The sequence below is a fragment of the Mesotoga sp. Brook.08.105.5.1 genome (genome assembly GCF_002752635.1).
Taxonomy (GTDB): domain Bacteria; phylum Thermotogota; class Thermotogae; order Petrotogales; family Kosmotogaceae; genus Mesotoga.
In genome coordinates this window covers 79176-95454 of record NZ_AYTW01000036.1, presented here as the reverse complement: position 1 = coordinate 95454, position 16279 = coordinate 79176, and the positions used below count along the sequence as shown (strand labels likewise).

The window sequence follows — 16279 nt, the reverse complement described above, 5'->3', positions numbered from 1 at the left end:
CCAGAGTCTGAAGATTCAACCAAAGTCATAGGTATAATTTGTCCGGGAAATTAGGGTGGTCTCCGAATTAGTCATGAGAAGCATTCTAGAACAAGTATTGAAATTTATCGCATCGATAGAGCCGATTTCTCTGCTAATCTAGTACGTAATCCAAATCATAAATTTTATATAGCAAAACGTTACCGGCCAAGACGCCGTCAGTTTATGGGTTAGAGAAAAGTTCTCCTTTTGAAGCTCATTCCAGAATTGTTTATCGGTATTCTAAAGAAGAGATCATGAACACTCGGTGTCTTCGTCTCAAAAACCGATACAACCAGTTCACAAACAAATTATAATATAATAAAAGAATCATAAGAAAAACACCCGACATTCGGTGAGCGAACACCGAGACTATGTCTTCATCTTGACAGAATTCAGATCAGTGTGCCGCTCCTTCAGCAGAATATGTCACCTAACCAAACATGGTCTTGAGATCGTCACTGACAATTAGACTAGCTTCAGTCATCTCCAGAATCTCGTCTACACTTACTTCATTTGACTTCTCTCGCAGAAGAAGACCACGTCTTGTAGGCTGAATTACTGCTAGTTCTGTGACTACTAAATCGACTGGCCTGTTAGAAGTAACAGGAAGAGTGCACTCTTTGACAATCTTCGGCAGTCCCTTAGATGTATGTGTCATTGCAACTATAACTCGCTTAGCTCCGGTTACCAGATCCATTGCACCACCCATTCCGGGAACCATCTTCCCGGGAACCATCCAGTTGGCAAGAATTCCGCGTTCATCGACCTGCAGCCCTCCAAGTACCGTAATGTCAAGATGCCCTCCTCTAATAATCGAAAAAGACATCGCGCTGTCAAAGGTAGCTGAACCCGGTAAAGCCGTTATATACTGGCCTCCCGCATTTGTTAGATCTCTGTTCGCCATACCAGCTTCCGGAACGGGCCCCATTCCTATTATTCCGTTCTCTGACTGAAAATAGACTCTAATACCCTCCGGAATGAAGTTCGAAACTAGAGTTGGAATACCAATTCCTAGGTTTACTAGATCCCCATCACGCAGCTCCATTCCAATCCTTCTCGCGATTATCTCTCTTGCATCTATCATTGAGCTGCCCCCCCGACTACAATATAGTCAACCAGAACTCCCGGAATATGTATTTCATCAGGCGTTAGCGCACCAACAGGTACTATCTCTTCCACTTCTGCGATTACTGTGTCACACGCTAGAACAATTAGCGGGTTGAAGTTTCTTGCGGTTAAAGAAAAGACGAGATTGCCATAGTAATCGGCCTTCTTTGCCTTCACTAGTGCGTAATCAGCTCTAAGCGGCAACTCAAGAAGATACTCCCGTCCCTCTACAGCAACCACTCTCTTCCCTTCTTGAATGACAGTACCAACGCCTGTTGGAGTTAGAATTCCTCCAAGCCCTACTCCTCCTACTCTTATTCTCTCAGCCAGAGTCCCTTGAGGAATCAGTTCCACTTTAAGCTCACCCTCCATCATTTGACGTTGTGTTTCTGGATTAGTGCCGATATGAGATACAATCACTTTACATGCGCACTTGTTCACAATAAGCTTACCTATACCCTTATCGGGAAAAGCGGTGTCATTTGCAATCACCGTCAACCCTCTGATCTTCTTGGTAATGATCTCATTAATAAGATTGTCGGGGGACCCGCATCCCAAGAATCCTCCTACCATCACGGAAGAATCTTCACTAACAGTTGAAACTGCCTCACTGATATCCACAATCCTCAAGGGAACTCCTCCTTTAAAGCATAGTCTGGTCGGTAGCAAAAAGGACGCCAAGCATAAGACAATCTTACCAAAAGCGCCTCAAAAGAGCAAAGTGATTCTCTCGCTCCGGAAACTCCTGTGTGCTAGTAATCTTGATTGTTATTTGCACTGGCTGATTGTGATGCAAAGGAATACTAGCAATGAGCGTTAGCCGGACCTTGCCTGAATGGAATCTGCTTTCATCTCCCATTTTCCAGAATAGAATCTGACGAACTTAAGCGTAGTTCTTAGGACCATGTCTGCCATCATCCCTATCCAGGCTCCGAAGAGACCCATACCAAAGTACCTGACAAGCACATAACCAAGTGGAAGCCTGATTAACCACATTGCCACTAGCGACGATTTCATCGGGAACGAAGTGTCTCCCATACCTCTAAGCGCTCCGGTTACGGCATAATCAGTTCCCATTACAACCTGGAACAAACCGATGATTCTCACAGGAAGTCTTCCCTCTTCGATGAGCGATGTTTCATTCGTGAAGATTGATATGAAAAGATCAGGGAATAGAGTTATAGCTATTCCAATTATCGAGGAAATCGTGAGTGCAATGAACCAACCTTGCCTGACTACCCCTATTGACAGCCTTCGTTGCCTACTTCCGTTATAGATACCTACTAGTGCAGTTATCGCTACTCCCATCCCCCATGCCGGCATGAAAGAGAGAGACTCTACTTGAATTCCTATTCTGTGAGCTGCGTAGGCCTGTGGACCGGCTATGAAAAGAATGTTAGCGAAGACCAGAACCCCCAGCGAGAAACCGAAGTTCTCTATTGAAGCAGGGAGTCCTAGAACAAATACCTCCCTTAGCATCCACTTGGAAAGCCTCTGTGGTCTCTTGGTCATAGATATTCCCCGGTTTCTGAATAGAAGTACAATTATGATTACCGAACCTACAACCCTTGATAATACAGTCGCGAGTGCTGCTCCAAAAGCACCCATCTCAGGAAAACCGAACTTCCCGAAGATCATTGAGTAATCTAGAAAGACATTCAACCCATTTGCAATCGCAGCTGCTATCAAAGGAGACCTGGTATCACCTGCACCTCTTAGTGTAGCACCGAGAACAACCATTATGCTCATTGCCGGAAAACCGAGCATTATAGTTTGAAGATACTTTGCACCGTTCATCTGCATAAATGCGTCGCTTGAAGGGAACAGAAGCGAGAGCAGATTCCCGGAGAATAGAGAACCGACTGAGAGAATCAAACCGACAACTATGCTTAGATAAATAGCATGCCAGGCGATAAGATTCACTCTGTGCTGATTTCTGGCACCATAGCTGTTTGAGATTAGAACCATCGAACCAGTGGATATCGCGACCAATACTGCTTGAAAAATAAACACTACTTGGTTAGCTGTACCCACCGCAGTCATAACTCTCCAGTCGTAGTGACCGAGAAATGCTGTATCCGAAATTCCGAGCAGCATCTGAAGTACATTTTCGCCAATTGCGGGAAGAGCCATTACTAGAAGCGATCTTCTTATTTCTTTAGCTTCGCCGGCATCAAGATACGACTTAAGAAGACTATAAGCCATTTTCGCCTCCACAGTAAGGAATCCGTACTATGAAGTTTAGCACGTACCTCCTTGGTTTGGAAGTGCATTAAGGAATAGAATATCAAACACAATCTTATGAATCTAGCACAAAATAATTACTGGCATGAATCAATAATTGAGAATATAGTTGAATGTTTAGAGATGTGGATTAAAGTGGTACGTTGCATCCCTCTTTTTTCAGTTTATATCTTACTCGATGGCTCATGATAGAATAATGATCGAGGATATTCTTGTGGAGGACTTTTCTAAGCAAAGGAGTCAAACGTGAGACCATTAGAGCTTGAAGGCTTTCTGAATTCTGTTCTTGAACCGGAGAAGTTCGATGACTATTGCCACAATGGTATTCAAATCGAAGGAGATAGAGATATAAAGAAACTCGTTACAGGGGTCTCCTTCAGCAACGCCTTCGTAGAAAAGGCCCTAAACTCAAGTGCTGATGCAATACTAGTACACCATGGAATCTTCGGAAAGACCTTCTTCAGACTCACAGGCCACCTGAAAAGAAGAGTCGAAAGCGTATTGTTAAATGGTGTCACGCTTCTTGGTTACCACCTGCCATTGGACGCAAATATACCATATGGAAACAACTACGCGATTGCTCAGAAGCTAGGTCTTGAGAGCCTCGAGAAATTTGACGTAGGCTTAATAGGCAGAACTCCTATAGAAACTACTGTGTCCGAGTTCACATTCTCTCTTTCTCAGCTTTTTCCTAATCAGAAGATATTCCTTCACAAGAACTCTGAAATCGTTCAGAAAGTATGTGTAATATCTGGTGGCTCCTCGTCAATGCTGGACAAACTTGAGGGCATCGCTGACACGTTTATATCAGGCGAAGTACGAGAACCTACCAGGGAACTCTCTAGAGAGATGGGTATCAATTACTTCTGCGTGGGCCATTATGCCAGCGAGCGGTTTGGTGTAATGAACCTCGGGCAACTAATAAAAGAAAGATTCTCGCTTGATGTAGAATTCATCGAGTACTATAACGAGGTCTAGTATTCCCTAATAAGCTCCGACCTAAGAATCCCCATGACGATTTCATCGTGGAATGCTCCGTCTCTGAAAATCTCCTGCCTCAACGTTCCCTCTATCTGAAAGCCGCACTTCGTATATGACTTGATTGCACGTTTGTTGAACGAATATACGTTGAGTTTCGCCTTGTTTATATTCATTTGGTCAAACACAAATGCCAGAAGCACTCTCATTGCATCGGTTCCATAACCTGCATTCCAGAACTGCTTCCCCAAAAAGATACCGACGGCTGCCACGCTGTTCTTCCAGTCGACCTCGTTTATTCCGCAGCCTCCTAAGTACTCATCGTCCTCAATCCTTGCAATGGCGAAGTTGTAGATATCCTTGAATGCGCTCTGAGAATCGTACCACTTCTCTTCCTCCTCAAGTCTTAGCGGAAACGGAATCCCCGGCACGAGCATCCTTTTCACTTCGTAGTCATTGATATACTTGTGAGCAGTCTCAACATCAGATTTTCTATACTCTCTAAGATACACCAAACGACCCATTAACACAGATACCACCCCCGTTAAAATAGTATACCAAAAGAGGTGCCACCCAGGGCACCTCTTGTTCTATGAAAGTTCTGAAATCTATTCTTCGGGAGCTTTAGTTGCCACGAATATCCCGTTCAGGATAAGGCCGACAAGCGCGGCCAGACCTATCCCCTCGAACCTGACAGGCCCAATTCCTATGGCAGCACCACCGATACCCACCACAAGCATTACTGAGATGATAATCAGGTTCTTGCCGTCTACCTTCACTCGGTTCTCTATCAGTGTCTTCATCCCTACAGCAGCAATCATTCCAAAGAGCAAGATCTCAATGCCACCCATCACGGCTGTAGGAATCGACTGAATGACCGCTCCCACTTTTGGTACAAACGAAAGTATAATCGCAAATACAGCGGCGATCCTCATTACCGTGGGGTTAAAGACCTTTGTGATCGCCAAAACGCCTGTGTTTTCACTGTAAGTTGTGTTTGCTGGGCCTCCAAAAAACCCAGCTACAGCTGTCGCGATTCCGTCTCCGGCCAGAGTTCTGTGTATACCGGGGTCATCATAGAATTTCTTTCCAACTATTGAAGACACTGCAAATATATCCCCGAAGTGCTCGATCGTTGGGGCAAGGGCCACAGGGACGAGAACGGTCAAAGAGTATACCGAAAACTTAGGAAGTACAAAGGAAGGTATTCCTATCCAGCTAGCCTGGTTAACCGCATCGAAAGAGACGTTGCCGGTAATTGCAGCAACGATATAGCCTACGATTATACCGCACATAACTGGAATGAGTCTTGTAAAACCCTTAACATATAGTCTTACAATTACTGCCGTTCCCAAAGATACTATCGCTATCCACCAATTTGAACTTGCCATGCTTATTGCTGTGGGTGCTAGGTTCAAACCGATCACAGCGATTATTGTTCCGGCAACAGCTGGTGGGAAGATCTTCTCGAATTTGCTAATCCCGAGAACCTTAATCAGGATAGCAATTGCAACTTGAACAAACCCTGCGATCATGATTCCGCCCGTTGCGTAGGCTATCATGTCGGGTGTGATAGCGAACCCTGCGGAAATCGCCTCTGGTACAGATCCGAAAGCTTCAGGGGCGTTAGCATGATAGAGTATCACGGCATTGATTGGGGCAATGTAAGCGAAGCTCGATCCAAGGAAGACTGGCACTTTCCATTTTGTTAGTAGATGAAAAAGGAGTGTACCAATGCCTGCAGTAAACAACGCAACATTCACTGGAACGCCGGTCAGATATGGAACAAGTACCGTTGCCCCAAACATCGTGAATGCATGCTGCAGTCCCAGTACCAGAAGACCTCCTTTACCCAAATTCTTGCTCCTGTCTTCCTGTTCTTTTACCTCCTGGTAAGCCGACTTCTCATTGCTCACAAGATCCCTCCTCCGTTTTAAAGTAGTGTCGCAATCAAAGAAAAGACCTCACGAATTCGCGTGAGGTTTTTTTCTTTGATCTTATATCATCTGCAATCTTGATTATTACCATCTCGATTGCACAAAGCGCATAAGAGATAAACACCGTGATACATAAGCGGTGACAATGACTCTTGTATCGGCTAGTGAACAGAGCTTCTACTTGTTCAAACAATGCTTCCGACATAAAAGTCACTCTCCAAGAAAAATCTTCCAAGGGTTATTCTATCATATGGATGGCCGATATTGACCACGGCGATATGCATCACAAATAATCTACTTGAAAAGGGTAACGTTGCATCAAAAATGAAACTACTCGAAAGGTAAGGATGAAGGGGATAATCTTCGCGAATGCCAAGTTGAAAGAGGTAGGGGCGAAGATGAAGAGAATAGACATGACTGGATTGATTGAGAAATACTCAGAGAAGTACAGGAAGGCTGGAAAGAAGGAGAAGAGTAGAATCCTTGACGAATTTATTGAATTAACTGAGTACAACCGGAGCTATGCATCACTAAAACTTAGGAGAGGTTATTCTAAGAAGAACAAGAGAAGCAAATTCACAAGGAGTCGCGGAAGAAAGAAGAAATATGATTGACTACACAAAAAAAGATGAGCTTCGCAAGGTTCACGAAGCCCTAGATTTATATACTCAAGAATAATATAGCACATTCTCAGGAATTACTCGTTGATATACAGATAATGAAGTCTAAATCTAACTCAAAGGGAGGTGTTCTTAATCTCCTTCAATTCGATTTTGAATAGATTCTATTTTGATGCATTGCGACGGGTCAATCAAATACTTTCTCTTGATGTCCTTCACAAAGATACTTAACTGCGGAAACCACATTCAGTCACCCATTATAGAGACCACTCTTAGAGATCCTTGGCACTTTCGCCGTTTGGGAGCCCATTCCCTTAACAGTCTCTATAATGAACCGTAAAGCTTCACTAGATCATGGAGATGCCTTCGCTCTTCCTCAATTATCTCTTTGAGCTCCTTACTGTTGGGTATAAAGGAAGCGAGATCTGAATAGAATATAATGCTGTCCTTTTCCACTTCCATTGCACCACTGATAGCTTTGCTCATATTCTGAGGGACCTCTGACGATTCAATTCGAGGGAAAATGGATATCTCGGCGTAAGACTTCAAATAACCCACATTGTCGTCCCAATCCTGGGCTGTTGGTTCGTTTTCCACATTCTTCAGAATATCTCTGAATATTTCTGCATGCTCCCTTTCCTGCACCGAAAGTCTTGAGAAAAGATCTCTTACTTCCCCAGAAGTTCTCTCACTAAGCTTCTGATAGTATGAATAACCTGCACTTTCGATCTTGAGGGCTATACCCAACATATCACTTACTGTAAGCATCTAATACCTCCTCATTTAGCTAACCAGCAACTATCTCGTAGTCTTCCAACAAAAAAGGAAGAGATCAACGACCTCCCCCCGACTTATGAGATTACAGAACCCTCATTACTTTTCTTCGTCTTTCTCCGAAATAATCTTCATGGTGATCCCCGTGCGCATCTCTTCGCCAATCTGAATCTCCACAAATCCAGGGACCATGAACACCTTAGTGCCCTGTTCTCTGAGGAATCTAGAAGCGATGGCTACTGCCTTCACAGCTTGATTCACAGCACCAGCGCCAATGGCCTGAAGTTCTACTTGCTCGTTCTTTGAGATGACCCCGGCTATGGCACCTGCAACCTTGTTAGGATTAGATTTAGAACTGACCTTCAGGATTTCCATTGAGATTTCCTCCTTTTGCAGGTAATTTCGCTGTAATTCTACCACAGAGGCCGCTGAATTAGCAAAAGTTTTAACATACTGTTCGCAAAAAGAAGAAAGAATCGACAAAGACGTTCATTCTACAGATCCATTATTTCCGACTTAACCCTTGATATAGCATCAAGGACTTCTTGCGGAGTGATAAGCTCTCCATCAACTTTGCTTAAGTGCTCAATCTTTGCACCGCGCTTGTTCAATCTAGACACTTCATAAAGAATTTGTCCAAGGTTCATCTCTGCAACAATGACGGCACTTACTCTCTTTAGAAGCTGCCTCAGTCTTGTACTCGGGAATGGCCAAATAGTCACTGGTTTAAAGAGACCTACATTGATCTTATCCTCCCTAGCCATCTTAACAGCATTTATTGCACTTCTGGCAACTGAACCGTAAGCGAGTAGAAGTATCTCTGCATCCTCAGTCATGTATTCGTCGTACATAACTATCTCATCGCTATGCAATCTTATCTTATTGTCTAACCTCCTCAGGAGTCGGGAAGAATCGGATGGCGAACCTATAGGAAAACCAGACTCGTCGTGCACTAGACCGGAAACATGAAACCTTGACTTCCCCATCTTAACTAGTGGAGTTGCCATCATCTGGTCATCGCCTTCGAAGGGGTGGAATATATCATCGTCAGCCATTTCCATTTCACCGACCCTCTGTACTTCCATGATTTCAGAATCGTGTGGCAAATATACACTCTCACGCATATGACCTAGGATTTCGTCCATCAAGAAAATCACAGGTGTTCTGTATAACTCAGCATAGTTGAAAGCCGTAATTATATATTTGTATACTTCTTCAACATTTGAAGGATATATTGCGATGATCTGGTGGTCGCCGTGAGTGCCCCATCTCGCCTGCATTATATCTCCTTGTGCCGTCTTCGTCGGCATGCCGGTAGACGGGCCACCCCGCTGAACGTTGACTATGACTGTAGGTGTCTCAGTCATGGCTGCATACCCAATCGCTTCTTGCATTAGGGAGAAGCCCGGACCACTCGTTGCAGTCATTGATTTCTCGCCGGCAAGTGACGCCCCTATTATCGCAGCGGCGCTTGCTATCTCATCCTCCATCTGAATGAACGTTCCTCCAATCTTCGGAAGCTCCCTAGCCATAGTCTCCGCAATTTCGGTCGCGGGCGTAATAGGATAACCTGCAAAGAATTTGCACCCAGCTTTTATAGCCCCAAGCGCACATGCTTCATCTCCTTGAAGCAGAACGAACTCACGCATCCTCTTTCACCGCCTCCAATTCTTTAACATCAATCGCAAAATCCGGACAGGCGTTTTCGCACATTATACAACCAATGCAGGTTTTTTGGTCAATGATCTGCGGCCTGCCAAGCTCTCCCTTTGTGATTGTCTTGGTGGGACATATCCAATAACAAATCCCACATCGCTTGCACAGAGTATGATTGATATTCACCTGATATTGCTTCTTCACAGCCATGACATCCTCCCGCACCAAATCATATTATTGAAAGGAATACACCCGCAGCAACCGCCGATCCGATGACTCCTGCGATATTCGGACCCATAGCGTGCATCAGGACGAAGTTCGTCGGATCCTCCTCCGAAGCAACCTTCTGAGCTACTCTTGCAGCAGTTGGAACTGCCGAGACCCCGGCGGCACCGATTAAAGGATTTACCTTGCTCTTAGAGAACAGATTCATAAGCTTCGCGAAGAGAATCCCCGAAGCAGTTGCAACAACGAAGGCTGCACAGCCCAGCCCCAAAATCATTATACTATCCAGTGTTAGAAATATCTTGCCATCAGCCTTTGCTCCTACTGAAACACAAAGCAAAATGATCACAGTATCGGAGATATATTTGCCCGAAGCTTCAACCAGTCTCTTTGTTCTTCCGTTTTCCCTAAGAAGATTACCGAGCATCAACATTCCTACCAGAGGGAGCGCCTGAGGAACAATAAGAGAGATCCCAATAGTCGCGACTACCGGGAAGACAATTCTCTCTAGCTTCGAAACCTTTCTAAGCTCCTTTCCCATTGTTATTGCCCGTTCTTTACGAGTAGTAAATAGTCTCATTATCGGTGGCTGAAGAACTGGTATAAGAGCTATATAAGAGTAGGAAGCGATCGCGATTATTGGAAGAAACTGCGATTCCATAATGCTTGCAACATAGATTGAGGTTGGTCCGTCGGCACCACCAATTATCGCTATGGATGCCGCATCCGAAAGGGAAAAACCCAGAAAATTAGCTGCAAGAAAAGTTAGAAAAATCCCTATCTGTGCAGCAGCCCCCAAAAAGAGAGTCTTAGGGTTTGCCAGCACGAAAGAGAAATCGGTAACAGCGCCAATGCCAAGAAATATCAAAGGCGGATAGATCCCCAGCATCAATCCCTGCTGCAAAATCCACATGATCCCGGTACCGGGAGTGAAGACACCGGTTACTTCCGGAGGGATGTTTGCAATAACCATGCCAAAGGCAATTGGAACAAGAAGAAGTGGTTCGGCATCCTTTGCAACCGCCAGATAGATTAGAATTCCCGCAATTACAAACATAACCCAGTTTTCCCAGCTTACCGTAGCGAATCCTGTCTGTGATAGATATCCCGAGATTAACGCCGCCATGATAGGCAAACCTCCAAAATTGTAAAGGCCGTGCCCTCAGGCACGGCCTGAATAATCCCTAACGATTCTTTACTGCTGCCTGAGCTGCTGCAAGTCGAGCAACTGGAACTCTGTAAGGTGAACAGCTAACATAGTTAAGACCTACAATATGACAGAATTCAATAGATGAAGGCTCTCCACCGTGTTCACCGCATATTCCGACCTTCAAATCCGGCCTAACTGAGCGCCCTCTCTCCGTTCCCATCTTCACAAGCTGACCTACTCCAACTCTGTCGAGCTTCTGAAATGGATCGTTCTCCAGAATCCCCTTTTCCATGTAATGTCCAACGTATTTGCCGTAATCGTCTCTACTGAATCCGTATGTCATCTGAGTTAGATCATTGGTTCCGAAGCTAAAGAACTCTGCTTCCTTGGCAATTTCGTCTGCAGTCAATGCCGCTCTCGGAACCTCAATCATTGTACCCACTTTGTATTCAAGATTCAGCCCTGACTTGGAAATGATCTCATCAGCAGCATTCACAATGATCGATTTCACGTACTTAAGCTCTTCCAGCTCAACGATCAGAGGAATCATTATCTCGGGAATCACTGATTTTCCTTCTTCAACCAACCTCAATGCAGCTCCAATTATTGCTTTGGTCTGCATTTCAGCAATCTCGGGATAAACTACAGCCAACCTGCATCCCCTGAATCCCATCATCGGATTGAACTCATGAAGATCTTCGATTGTCTCCTTTAGTTCCTGATATGTCATACCCATCTCTTCGGCTAACTCTTTTATATCCTCTTCTTCTTTTGGAAGGAATTCGTGAAGTGGTGGATCAAGAAGTCTGATCGTAACGGGGAGTCCTTCCATGGCCATGAAAATACCGTAGAAATCATCTTCCTGCATAGGGAGAAGCTTTGCAAGGGACTTCTCTCTCTGCTCTTTGGTATTTGATGTAATCATCTGTCTCACAGCAAAAATCCTATCCTCCTGGAAGAACATGTGTTCCGTCCTTGTGAGTCCAATTCCTTCAGCTCCGAATTCCCTGGCTACCTGTGAATCCTTGGGAGTATCTGCATTAGTTCTAATTCCGAGCTTCCTGATCTCATCGGCCCATCCAAGAAGCTTTGCTAGCGGACCTTCCAAACCCTGAGGCTTAATTGAATCCAGCTTTCCCATGAAAACCTCTCCAGTGGTCCCATCAATGCTTATCCATTCGCCTTCTCTTATAGTCTTCCCGTTAACTTTCATTACTCTGGTTTTCTGATCTACTTCAACGGCTTCACAGCCCACAATGCAGGTCTTTCCCATTCCTCTGGCTACAACCGCAGCATGTGAAGTCTTTCCACCAGTCGAGGTGAGGATTCCTTGAGCAGCAGCCATTCCGGCTATGTCTTCCGGAGAAGTCTCTGGCCTCACAAGGATCACAGTCTTACCCTCTTCTCTCACAAGTCTTTCAGCAGTATCGGGATCGAATGCAACTATACCTGCTGCCGCTCCGGGCGATGCCGCGATACCTTTGGCTAGAACTTCTGCGCTCTCCATAGTCTCCTTCGTGAAATACGGGTGGAGGAGCGTCTCGATATGCTCAGGTGTAACTCTCATGATCGCTTCTTCCTTTGAAATCCTTTTCTCTTCAGCCAGATCAACTGCGATCTTCACGCTCGCATATGGTGTCCGTTTCCCATTTCTGGTCTGAAGCAGATAAAGAGTTCCGTGCTCAACGGTGAACTCGATATCTTGCATGTCTCTATAGTGGTTCTCCAGTTTAGTAAATATTTCCAGGAGCTGGTCATAAACTTCAGGATTAATTTCTTGAAGCTTTGTAAGCGAGAATGGAGTTCTTGTTCCTGCAACTACATCTTCTCCCTGTGCATTTGGAAGATACTCGCCATAGAACTGCTTCTCACCGGTATTTGGGTCCCTCGTAAATGCGACTCCGGTTCCACTGTCCTCTCCGGTGTTCCCGAAAACCATAGCAACGATGTTAACCGCAGTTCCAAGGAGTTCTCCCTCTTTCACGCCATTGAGGGCCCGGTACTTTATTGCTCTCTCGTTCATCCAACTTCCAAATACTGCATCAATCGCCATCCATAGCTGCTTCCATGGATCCTGAGGGAACTCTTTGCCGGCCCTCTTGTAGACCTCAAGATACCTCTCTACAACGTCTTTCATGTTTTCTGCATCCAAGTCTGTATCAAGCTTAACTCTCTTTTCCCTTTTCACAGAAGCCAGCGCATTTTCGAACTCGGAGTGCTCTATCTTCAGCACAACATCGCCAAACATCTGAAGGAATCTCCTGTAAGCGTCATAACAGAACCGGGGATTGCCGGATTCCTTGATCATGCCGTTAACCGTTTCGTCGTTAAGACCAAGATTGAGGATAGTATCCATCATGCCGGGCATTGAAATCGCTGCGCCAGACCTTACAGAGACAAGTAAAGGTCTCTCTGCAGATCCGAATCCTTTTCCTGTTTCCTCCTCCAGTAGCTTTACGGCTTCCTGGACATCCTTTTCCAAAGTAACCGGATATGTCTTCCCGTGATCGTAGTAATACTTGCATACCTCGGTAGAAATAGTGAAACCCGGGGGAACAGGTATCCCTATCTTAACCATCTCAGATAGATTGGCTCCTTTTCCGCCGAGAAGGTTTTTCATTTTCGCGTCGCCTTCGGCTTTCAACTTTCCAAAATAGTACACATACTTCTCTGACACTTTGTTTCCTCCCTTCCTGAAAGCATATTCGAATGATTATATCATAGCCAGTGAATCGGGGTGTTTAGCTACCTTTCTAATGTTGAAGGTCTCTTTCCACTGCGACTTATGTTCAGAAAAGTTGAGAATAATAGTGACTTCAATTCTGAGGATGTTGGAAAAACAGCAGAGCCGCCATGAGGCGGCCCCAAAACTTAACATTAGCTAACTTAATCTATTAAGCCTAATCCCTTTAGGAACCCTTCGGCAACCTCATCAGGCTCGTAACCTCCTGCATCCACCAGGTAATTCAGCCTGATCATTATCGGTTCTGTAAGATACACAGATATCGGCCTTAAGATCTCCTCAATCTCAGGATGGCTTTCAAGAACTTCCTTACGTACGGTTACGGCAAGATTATATGACGGGAAGAAATTCTTAGTGTCTTCAAGTACAAGCAAGTTGTACTTTTCCAACTTTCCGTCAGTAGAGAAGACCATGGCGATGTCGATCTGCTTTTTATCAAGTGCCTCATAAGTCAGCCCGATCTCCATTGTCTTAACCTGCCTCTTCTCGACAGAAAACTCGTAAGTCTCACTCATAGGCCAGAACCCATCATCTCTTTCAAGAAATTCGTACACGATTCCAAAGAGAAGATCAGGGTCATCGTGAGTTAGTTCAGCGAGATCTTCAAGAGTCTGCAGTCCATGCTCAGCAGCGAAATCTCTTCTCACAGCTAACGCATATGTATTATTGAAATCAGCCATGTCAAGCCATACGATTCCATTTTCGAGATCTTCCGCCTTCACGGCTTCGTACAGAGCCAAAGGATCTCTAATCATCTTTTCATGCCCTAGATATGTCGGCCAGGCTGTTCCAGTGTAGTCAGCATAAAGATCGATCTGCCCGGTTTCGAGTGCGCTTCTTGCAACGAACGAACTCATTCCAAAACTCTCAGTCACCCTGAACCCAGCATCTCTAAGAAGCTGTGATATCATGCTACTGACGATGTACTGTTCTGTGAAGTTCTTTGCTCCAACATTCAGTCTTGTCTGACCAAACGATAGAGTTGTCACGACAACAACCAATAGTGCTACTAGTAGTAGTCTTTTCAATTTAGACACCTCCGTGTTCATCATGTTCTGAGGCCTTTCGAAGTCAGTGCTTTTTCCGAAAAGCCAAGGATTATATCAACAGCCACAGCCAGTAAGGTTACTGGTATGGCTCCGGCAATTATCATTGGGCCTCTTGTCATGCGAAGTCCCGTGAAGATGATCTCCCCAAGGCCACCTGCGCCAATTGACGCGGCAATAGCAGCAGTACCGATATTTATCGTTGCAGAACTTCTAATCCCTGAGAGCATCGTTGGAACTGTCACCGGCATTTCCACCTTCCACAATATCTGCCTGTTAGTCATTCCCATTCCTTTAGCTGCCTCTTTCATCTTCATTGAGACATTCATTAGGCCAGATGCCGTATTGAAGACTACCGGCACCAGACTGTAAAGAAAAAGAGCAACCACAGCAGGTGCAGCTCCAATTCCCATAAAAAGGAAGACAAGAGCTATTACTGCTATACTGGGAACGGCCTGAGTTGCTCCAGTGATAGAAAGAACAATTCTCCCGATCCTTCTATTCCCTGGTCTGGTAACGAAAATCGCAATTGCGACACCAGCTACTACTGCCATACTCCAAGAAGTAAGGAAGATAAAAATATGTTCGATAAACCTGTCCATAATGTAATCAGAGTTCTCGACCATATATTCGAAGACTTCCATAGCCTCACTCCTCGTCAGATGATTCATAAGAGCCTACAAGGTTTACAAGATCCCTGAACCTTAGGATCCCAAGTAGTCTCTCTTTATCGTCTACGACCGGCAATGAGGAAAGCCCGGTATTCATGATCAATGACATTGCCTCCATTAAATTCGAAAGAGGTTGTATAGTCTCAATTGATCTTAAGTACTTCTTCAGCGGCTCTTGATCAGATGCCTTGTTTAGCTGCCGCAACATAACGTAGCCCTGGAGCCTCTTGTTTTTGTCTACAACATATGCGAATTTCTTTCCCTCATTGTTTAGAAAATCCTTTGCCTTTTTCACCTTGCTGTCACCTGCATCTTCGATCCACTTTCCACCGGGAACGTAAGTCTCCCTTACCCGTACAAGTTCAAGACCCTTCAGTGCTCTATCCGCTCCAAGAAGATCCTCAACAAACTCGTTAGCGGGTTCCTGAACCACCTTCATGGTATCGGCATACTGCACGAGTCTTCCATTATCCAGAATTGCAATCTTGTCTCCTAGTTTGATTGCCTCTCTGATGTCGTGAGTTACGAAGATAATTGTCTTCTCAATCTTCGATTGGATCTCGAGGAAACCATCCTGAAGCTTCTCTCTGTTGATTGGATCAATAGCACCAAAGGGCTCATCCATCAGAACAATCTTTGGATCCGATGCGAGACCTCTTGCTACTCCTACTCTCTGACGTTGCCCGCCTGAAAGCTGCGCCGGATATTTCTCTGCAAAATCTGAAGGCTCGAGATTAACTAGATCAAGTAATTCGTAGACGTGCTTCTTTGTCCTTGATTCATCCCACTTCATAAGCCTCGGAGCTACTGCAATATTATCGAATACGGTCATGTGAGGAAAGAGCCCAATCTCCTGAATCACATAGCCGATACTTCTTCTCAATCTAATGGGATCAATTTCGTCAAGAGAAGTTCCGTCGATAATAATATCTCCGCTAGTCTTCTCAATTAATCTGTTAATCATTTTGAGAGTTGTTGTCTTTCCGCAACCAGAAGGACCGATAAGTATCGTTAGTTTCTTGTCTTCAAATGAAATGTTCAGATTGTCCACGGCTCTGAACCCAACTTCATATTCTTTAACTACGTGCCTAAATTCTATCGACATCA

16 protein-coding genes are annotated in these 16279 nt (G+C 44.8%); 2 read left to right on the top strand and 14 right to left on the bottom strand.

The features are described 5' to 3' along the window. Positions 1-451: 451 nt before the first annotated feature. The 3 genes from V512_RS11480 to V512_RS11470 form a co-directional block, all read right to left on the bottom strand. Positions 452-1105 (bottom strand): 3-oxoacid CoA-transferase subunit B, encoded by a 654-nt coding sequence (locus V512_RS11480; RefSeq protein WP_099830598.1) that lies wholly within the window; start codon positions 1103-1105, stop codon positions 452-454. Continuing rightward, entirely contained in the window at positions 1102-1758 is a 657-nt protein-coding gene (locus tag V512_RS11475; RefSeq protein WP_099830597.1) for a 3-oxoacid CoA-transferase subunit A, read from the bottom strand. Before V512_RS11475 ends, V512_RS11480 begins: the two co-directional genes overlap by 4 nt. A gap of 186 nt (positions 1759-1944) precedes the next feature. Further along, positions 1945-3333, bottom strand: a complete 1389-nt coding sequence (locus tag V512_RS11470; RefSeq protein WP_099830603.1) for an MATE family efflux transporter — start codon at positions 3331-3333, stop codon at positions 1945-1947. A 285-nt stretch (positions 3334-3618) separates the two neighbouring features. On the opposite strand from V512_RS11470, the gene V512_RS11465 reads away from it, so the two are divergent. After that, entirely contained in the window at positions 3619-4350 is a 732-nt protein-coding gene (locus V512_RS11465) for a Nif3-like dinuclear metal center hexameric protein (RefSeq protein WP_099830596.1), read from the top strand. Here the strand turns inward: V512_RS11465 and V512_RS11460 are convergent. After that, a complete protein-coding gene (locus tag V512_RS11460) occupies positions 4347-4880 on the bottom strand; it encodes a GNAT family protein (protein WP_099830595.1) in 534 nt (177 codons plus the stop codon). The genes V512_RS11465 and V512_RS11460 overlap by 4 nt on opposite strands. 78 nt (positions 4881-4958) lie before the next feature. Further along, on the bottom strand, positions 4959-6266 hold the full coding sequence (locus V512_RS11455) for a uracil-xanthine permease family protein (protein WP_099830594.1): 1308 nt from the start codon (positions 6264-6266) through the stop codon (positions 4959-4961). 368 nt (positions 6267-6634) lie between these two features. Here V512_RS11455 and V512_RS11450 point away from each other — a divergent pair, with 368 nt between their 5' ends. Beyond that, positions 6635-6901: a hypothetical protein gene (locus V512_RS11450; protein WP_099830593.1), complete on the top strand. Its 267-nt coding sequence runs from the start codon at positions 6635-6637 to the stop codon at positions 6899-6901. 330 nt (positions 6902-7231) lie between these two features. Here the strand turns inward: V512_RS11450 and V512_RS11445 are convergent, their stop codons facing one another. From V512_RS11445 to V512_RS11405, 9 genes are all read right to left on the bottom strand, one after another. Next, positions 7232-7675 (bottom strand): ferritin family protein, encoded by a 444-nt coding sequence (locus tag V512_RS11445; protein WP_099830592.1) that lies wholly within the window; start codon positions 7673-7675, stop codon positions 7232-7234. Positions 7676-7780: 105 nt separating this feature from the next. Then, the gene (locus V512_RS11440; protein ID WP_099830591.1) at positions 7781-8056 is read right to left on the bottom strand and encodes a stage V sporulation protein S; all 276 of its coding nucleotides are present in this window, start codon (positions 8054-8056) and stop codon (positions 7781-7783) included. Positions 8057-8175: 119 nt separating this feature from the next. Beyond that, positions 8176-9330 carry a 2-oxoacid:acceptor oxidoreductase subunit alpha gene (locus V512_RS11435; RefSeq protein ID WP_099830590.1) on the bottom strand — a complete coding sequence of 385 codons (1155 nt, stop codon included), beginning with the start codon at positions 9328-9330 and terminating at the stop codon, positions 8176-8178. Further along, positions 9323-9547, bottom strand: coding sequence for a 4Fe-4S binding protein (locus tag V512_RS11430; protein WP_099830589.1), 225 nt, complete (start codon positions 9545-9547; stop codon positions 9323-9325). Before V512_RS11430 ends, V512_RS11435 begins: the two co-directional genes overlap by 8 nt. 19 nt (positions 9548-9566) lie before the next feature. Beyond that, positions 9567-10688, bottom strand: a complete 1122-nt coding sequence (locus V512_RS11425) for a sodium ion-translocating decarboxylase subunit beta (protein ID WP_099830588.1) — start codon at positions 10686-10688, stop codon at positions 9567-9569. A 58-nt stretch (positions 10689-10746) separates the two neighbouring features. Then, positions 10747-13389, bottom strand: a complete 2643-nt coding sequence (gene ppdK / locus V512_RS11420; RefSeq protein ID WP_099830587.1) for a pyruvate, phosphate dikinase — start codon at positions 13387-13389, stop codon at positions 10747-10749. 209 nt (positions 13390-13598) lie between these two features. Continuing rightward, entirely contained in the window at positions 13599-14492 is an 894-nt protein-coding gene (locus tag V512_RS11415) for a glycine betaine ABC transporter substrate-binding protein (RefSeq protein WP_243392404.1), read from the bottom strand. Positions 14493-14503: 11 nt separating this feature from the next. After that, entirely contained in the window at positions 14504-15145 is a 642-nt protein-coding gene (locus V512_RS11410) for an ABC transporter permease (RefSeq protein WP_099830585.1), read from the bottom strand. A gap of 4 nt (positions 15146-15149) precedes the next feature. Next, positions 15150-16277 carry a betaine/proline/choline family ABC transporter ATP-binding protein gene (locus V512_RS11405; RefSeq protein WP_099830584.1) on the bottom strand — a complete coding sequence of 376 codons (1128 nt, stop codon included), beginning with the start codon at positions 16275-16277 and terminating at the stop codon, positions 15150-15152. Between the last annotated feature and the right edge of the window lie 2 nt (positions 16278-16279).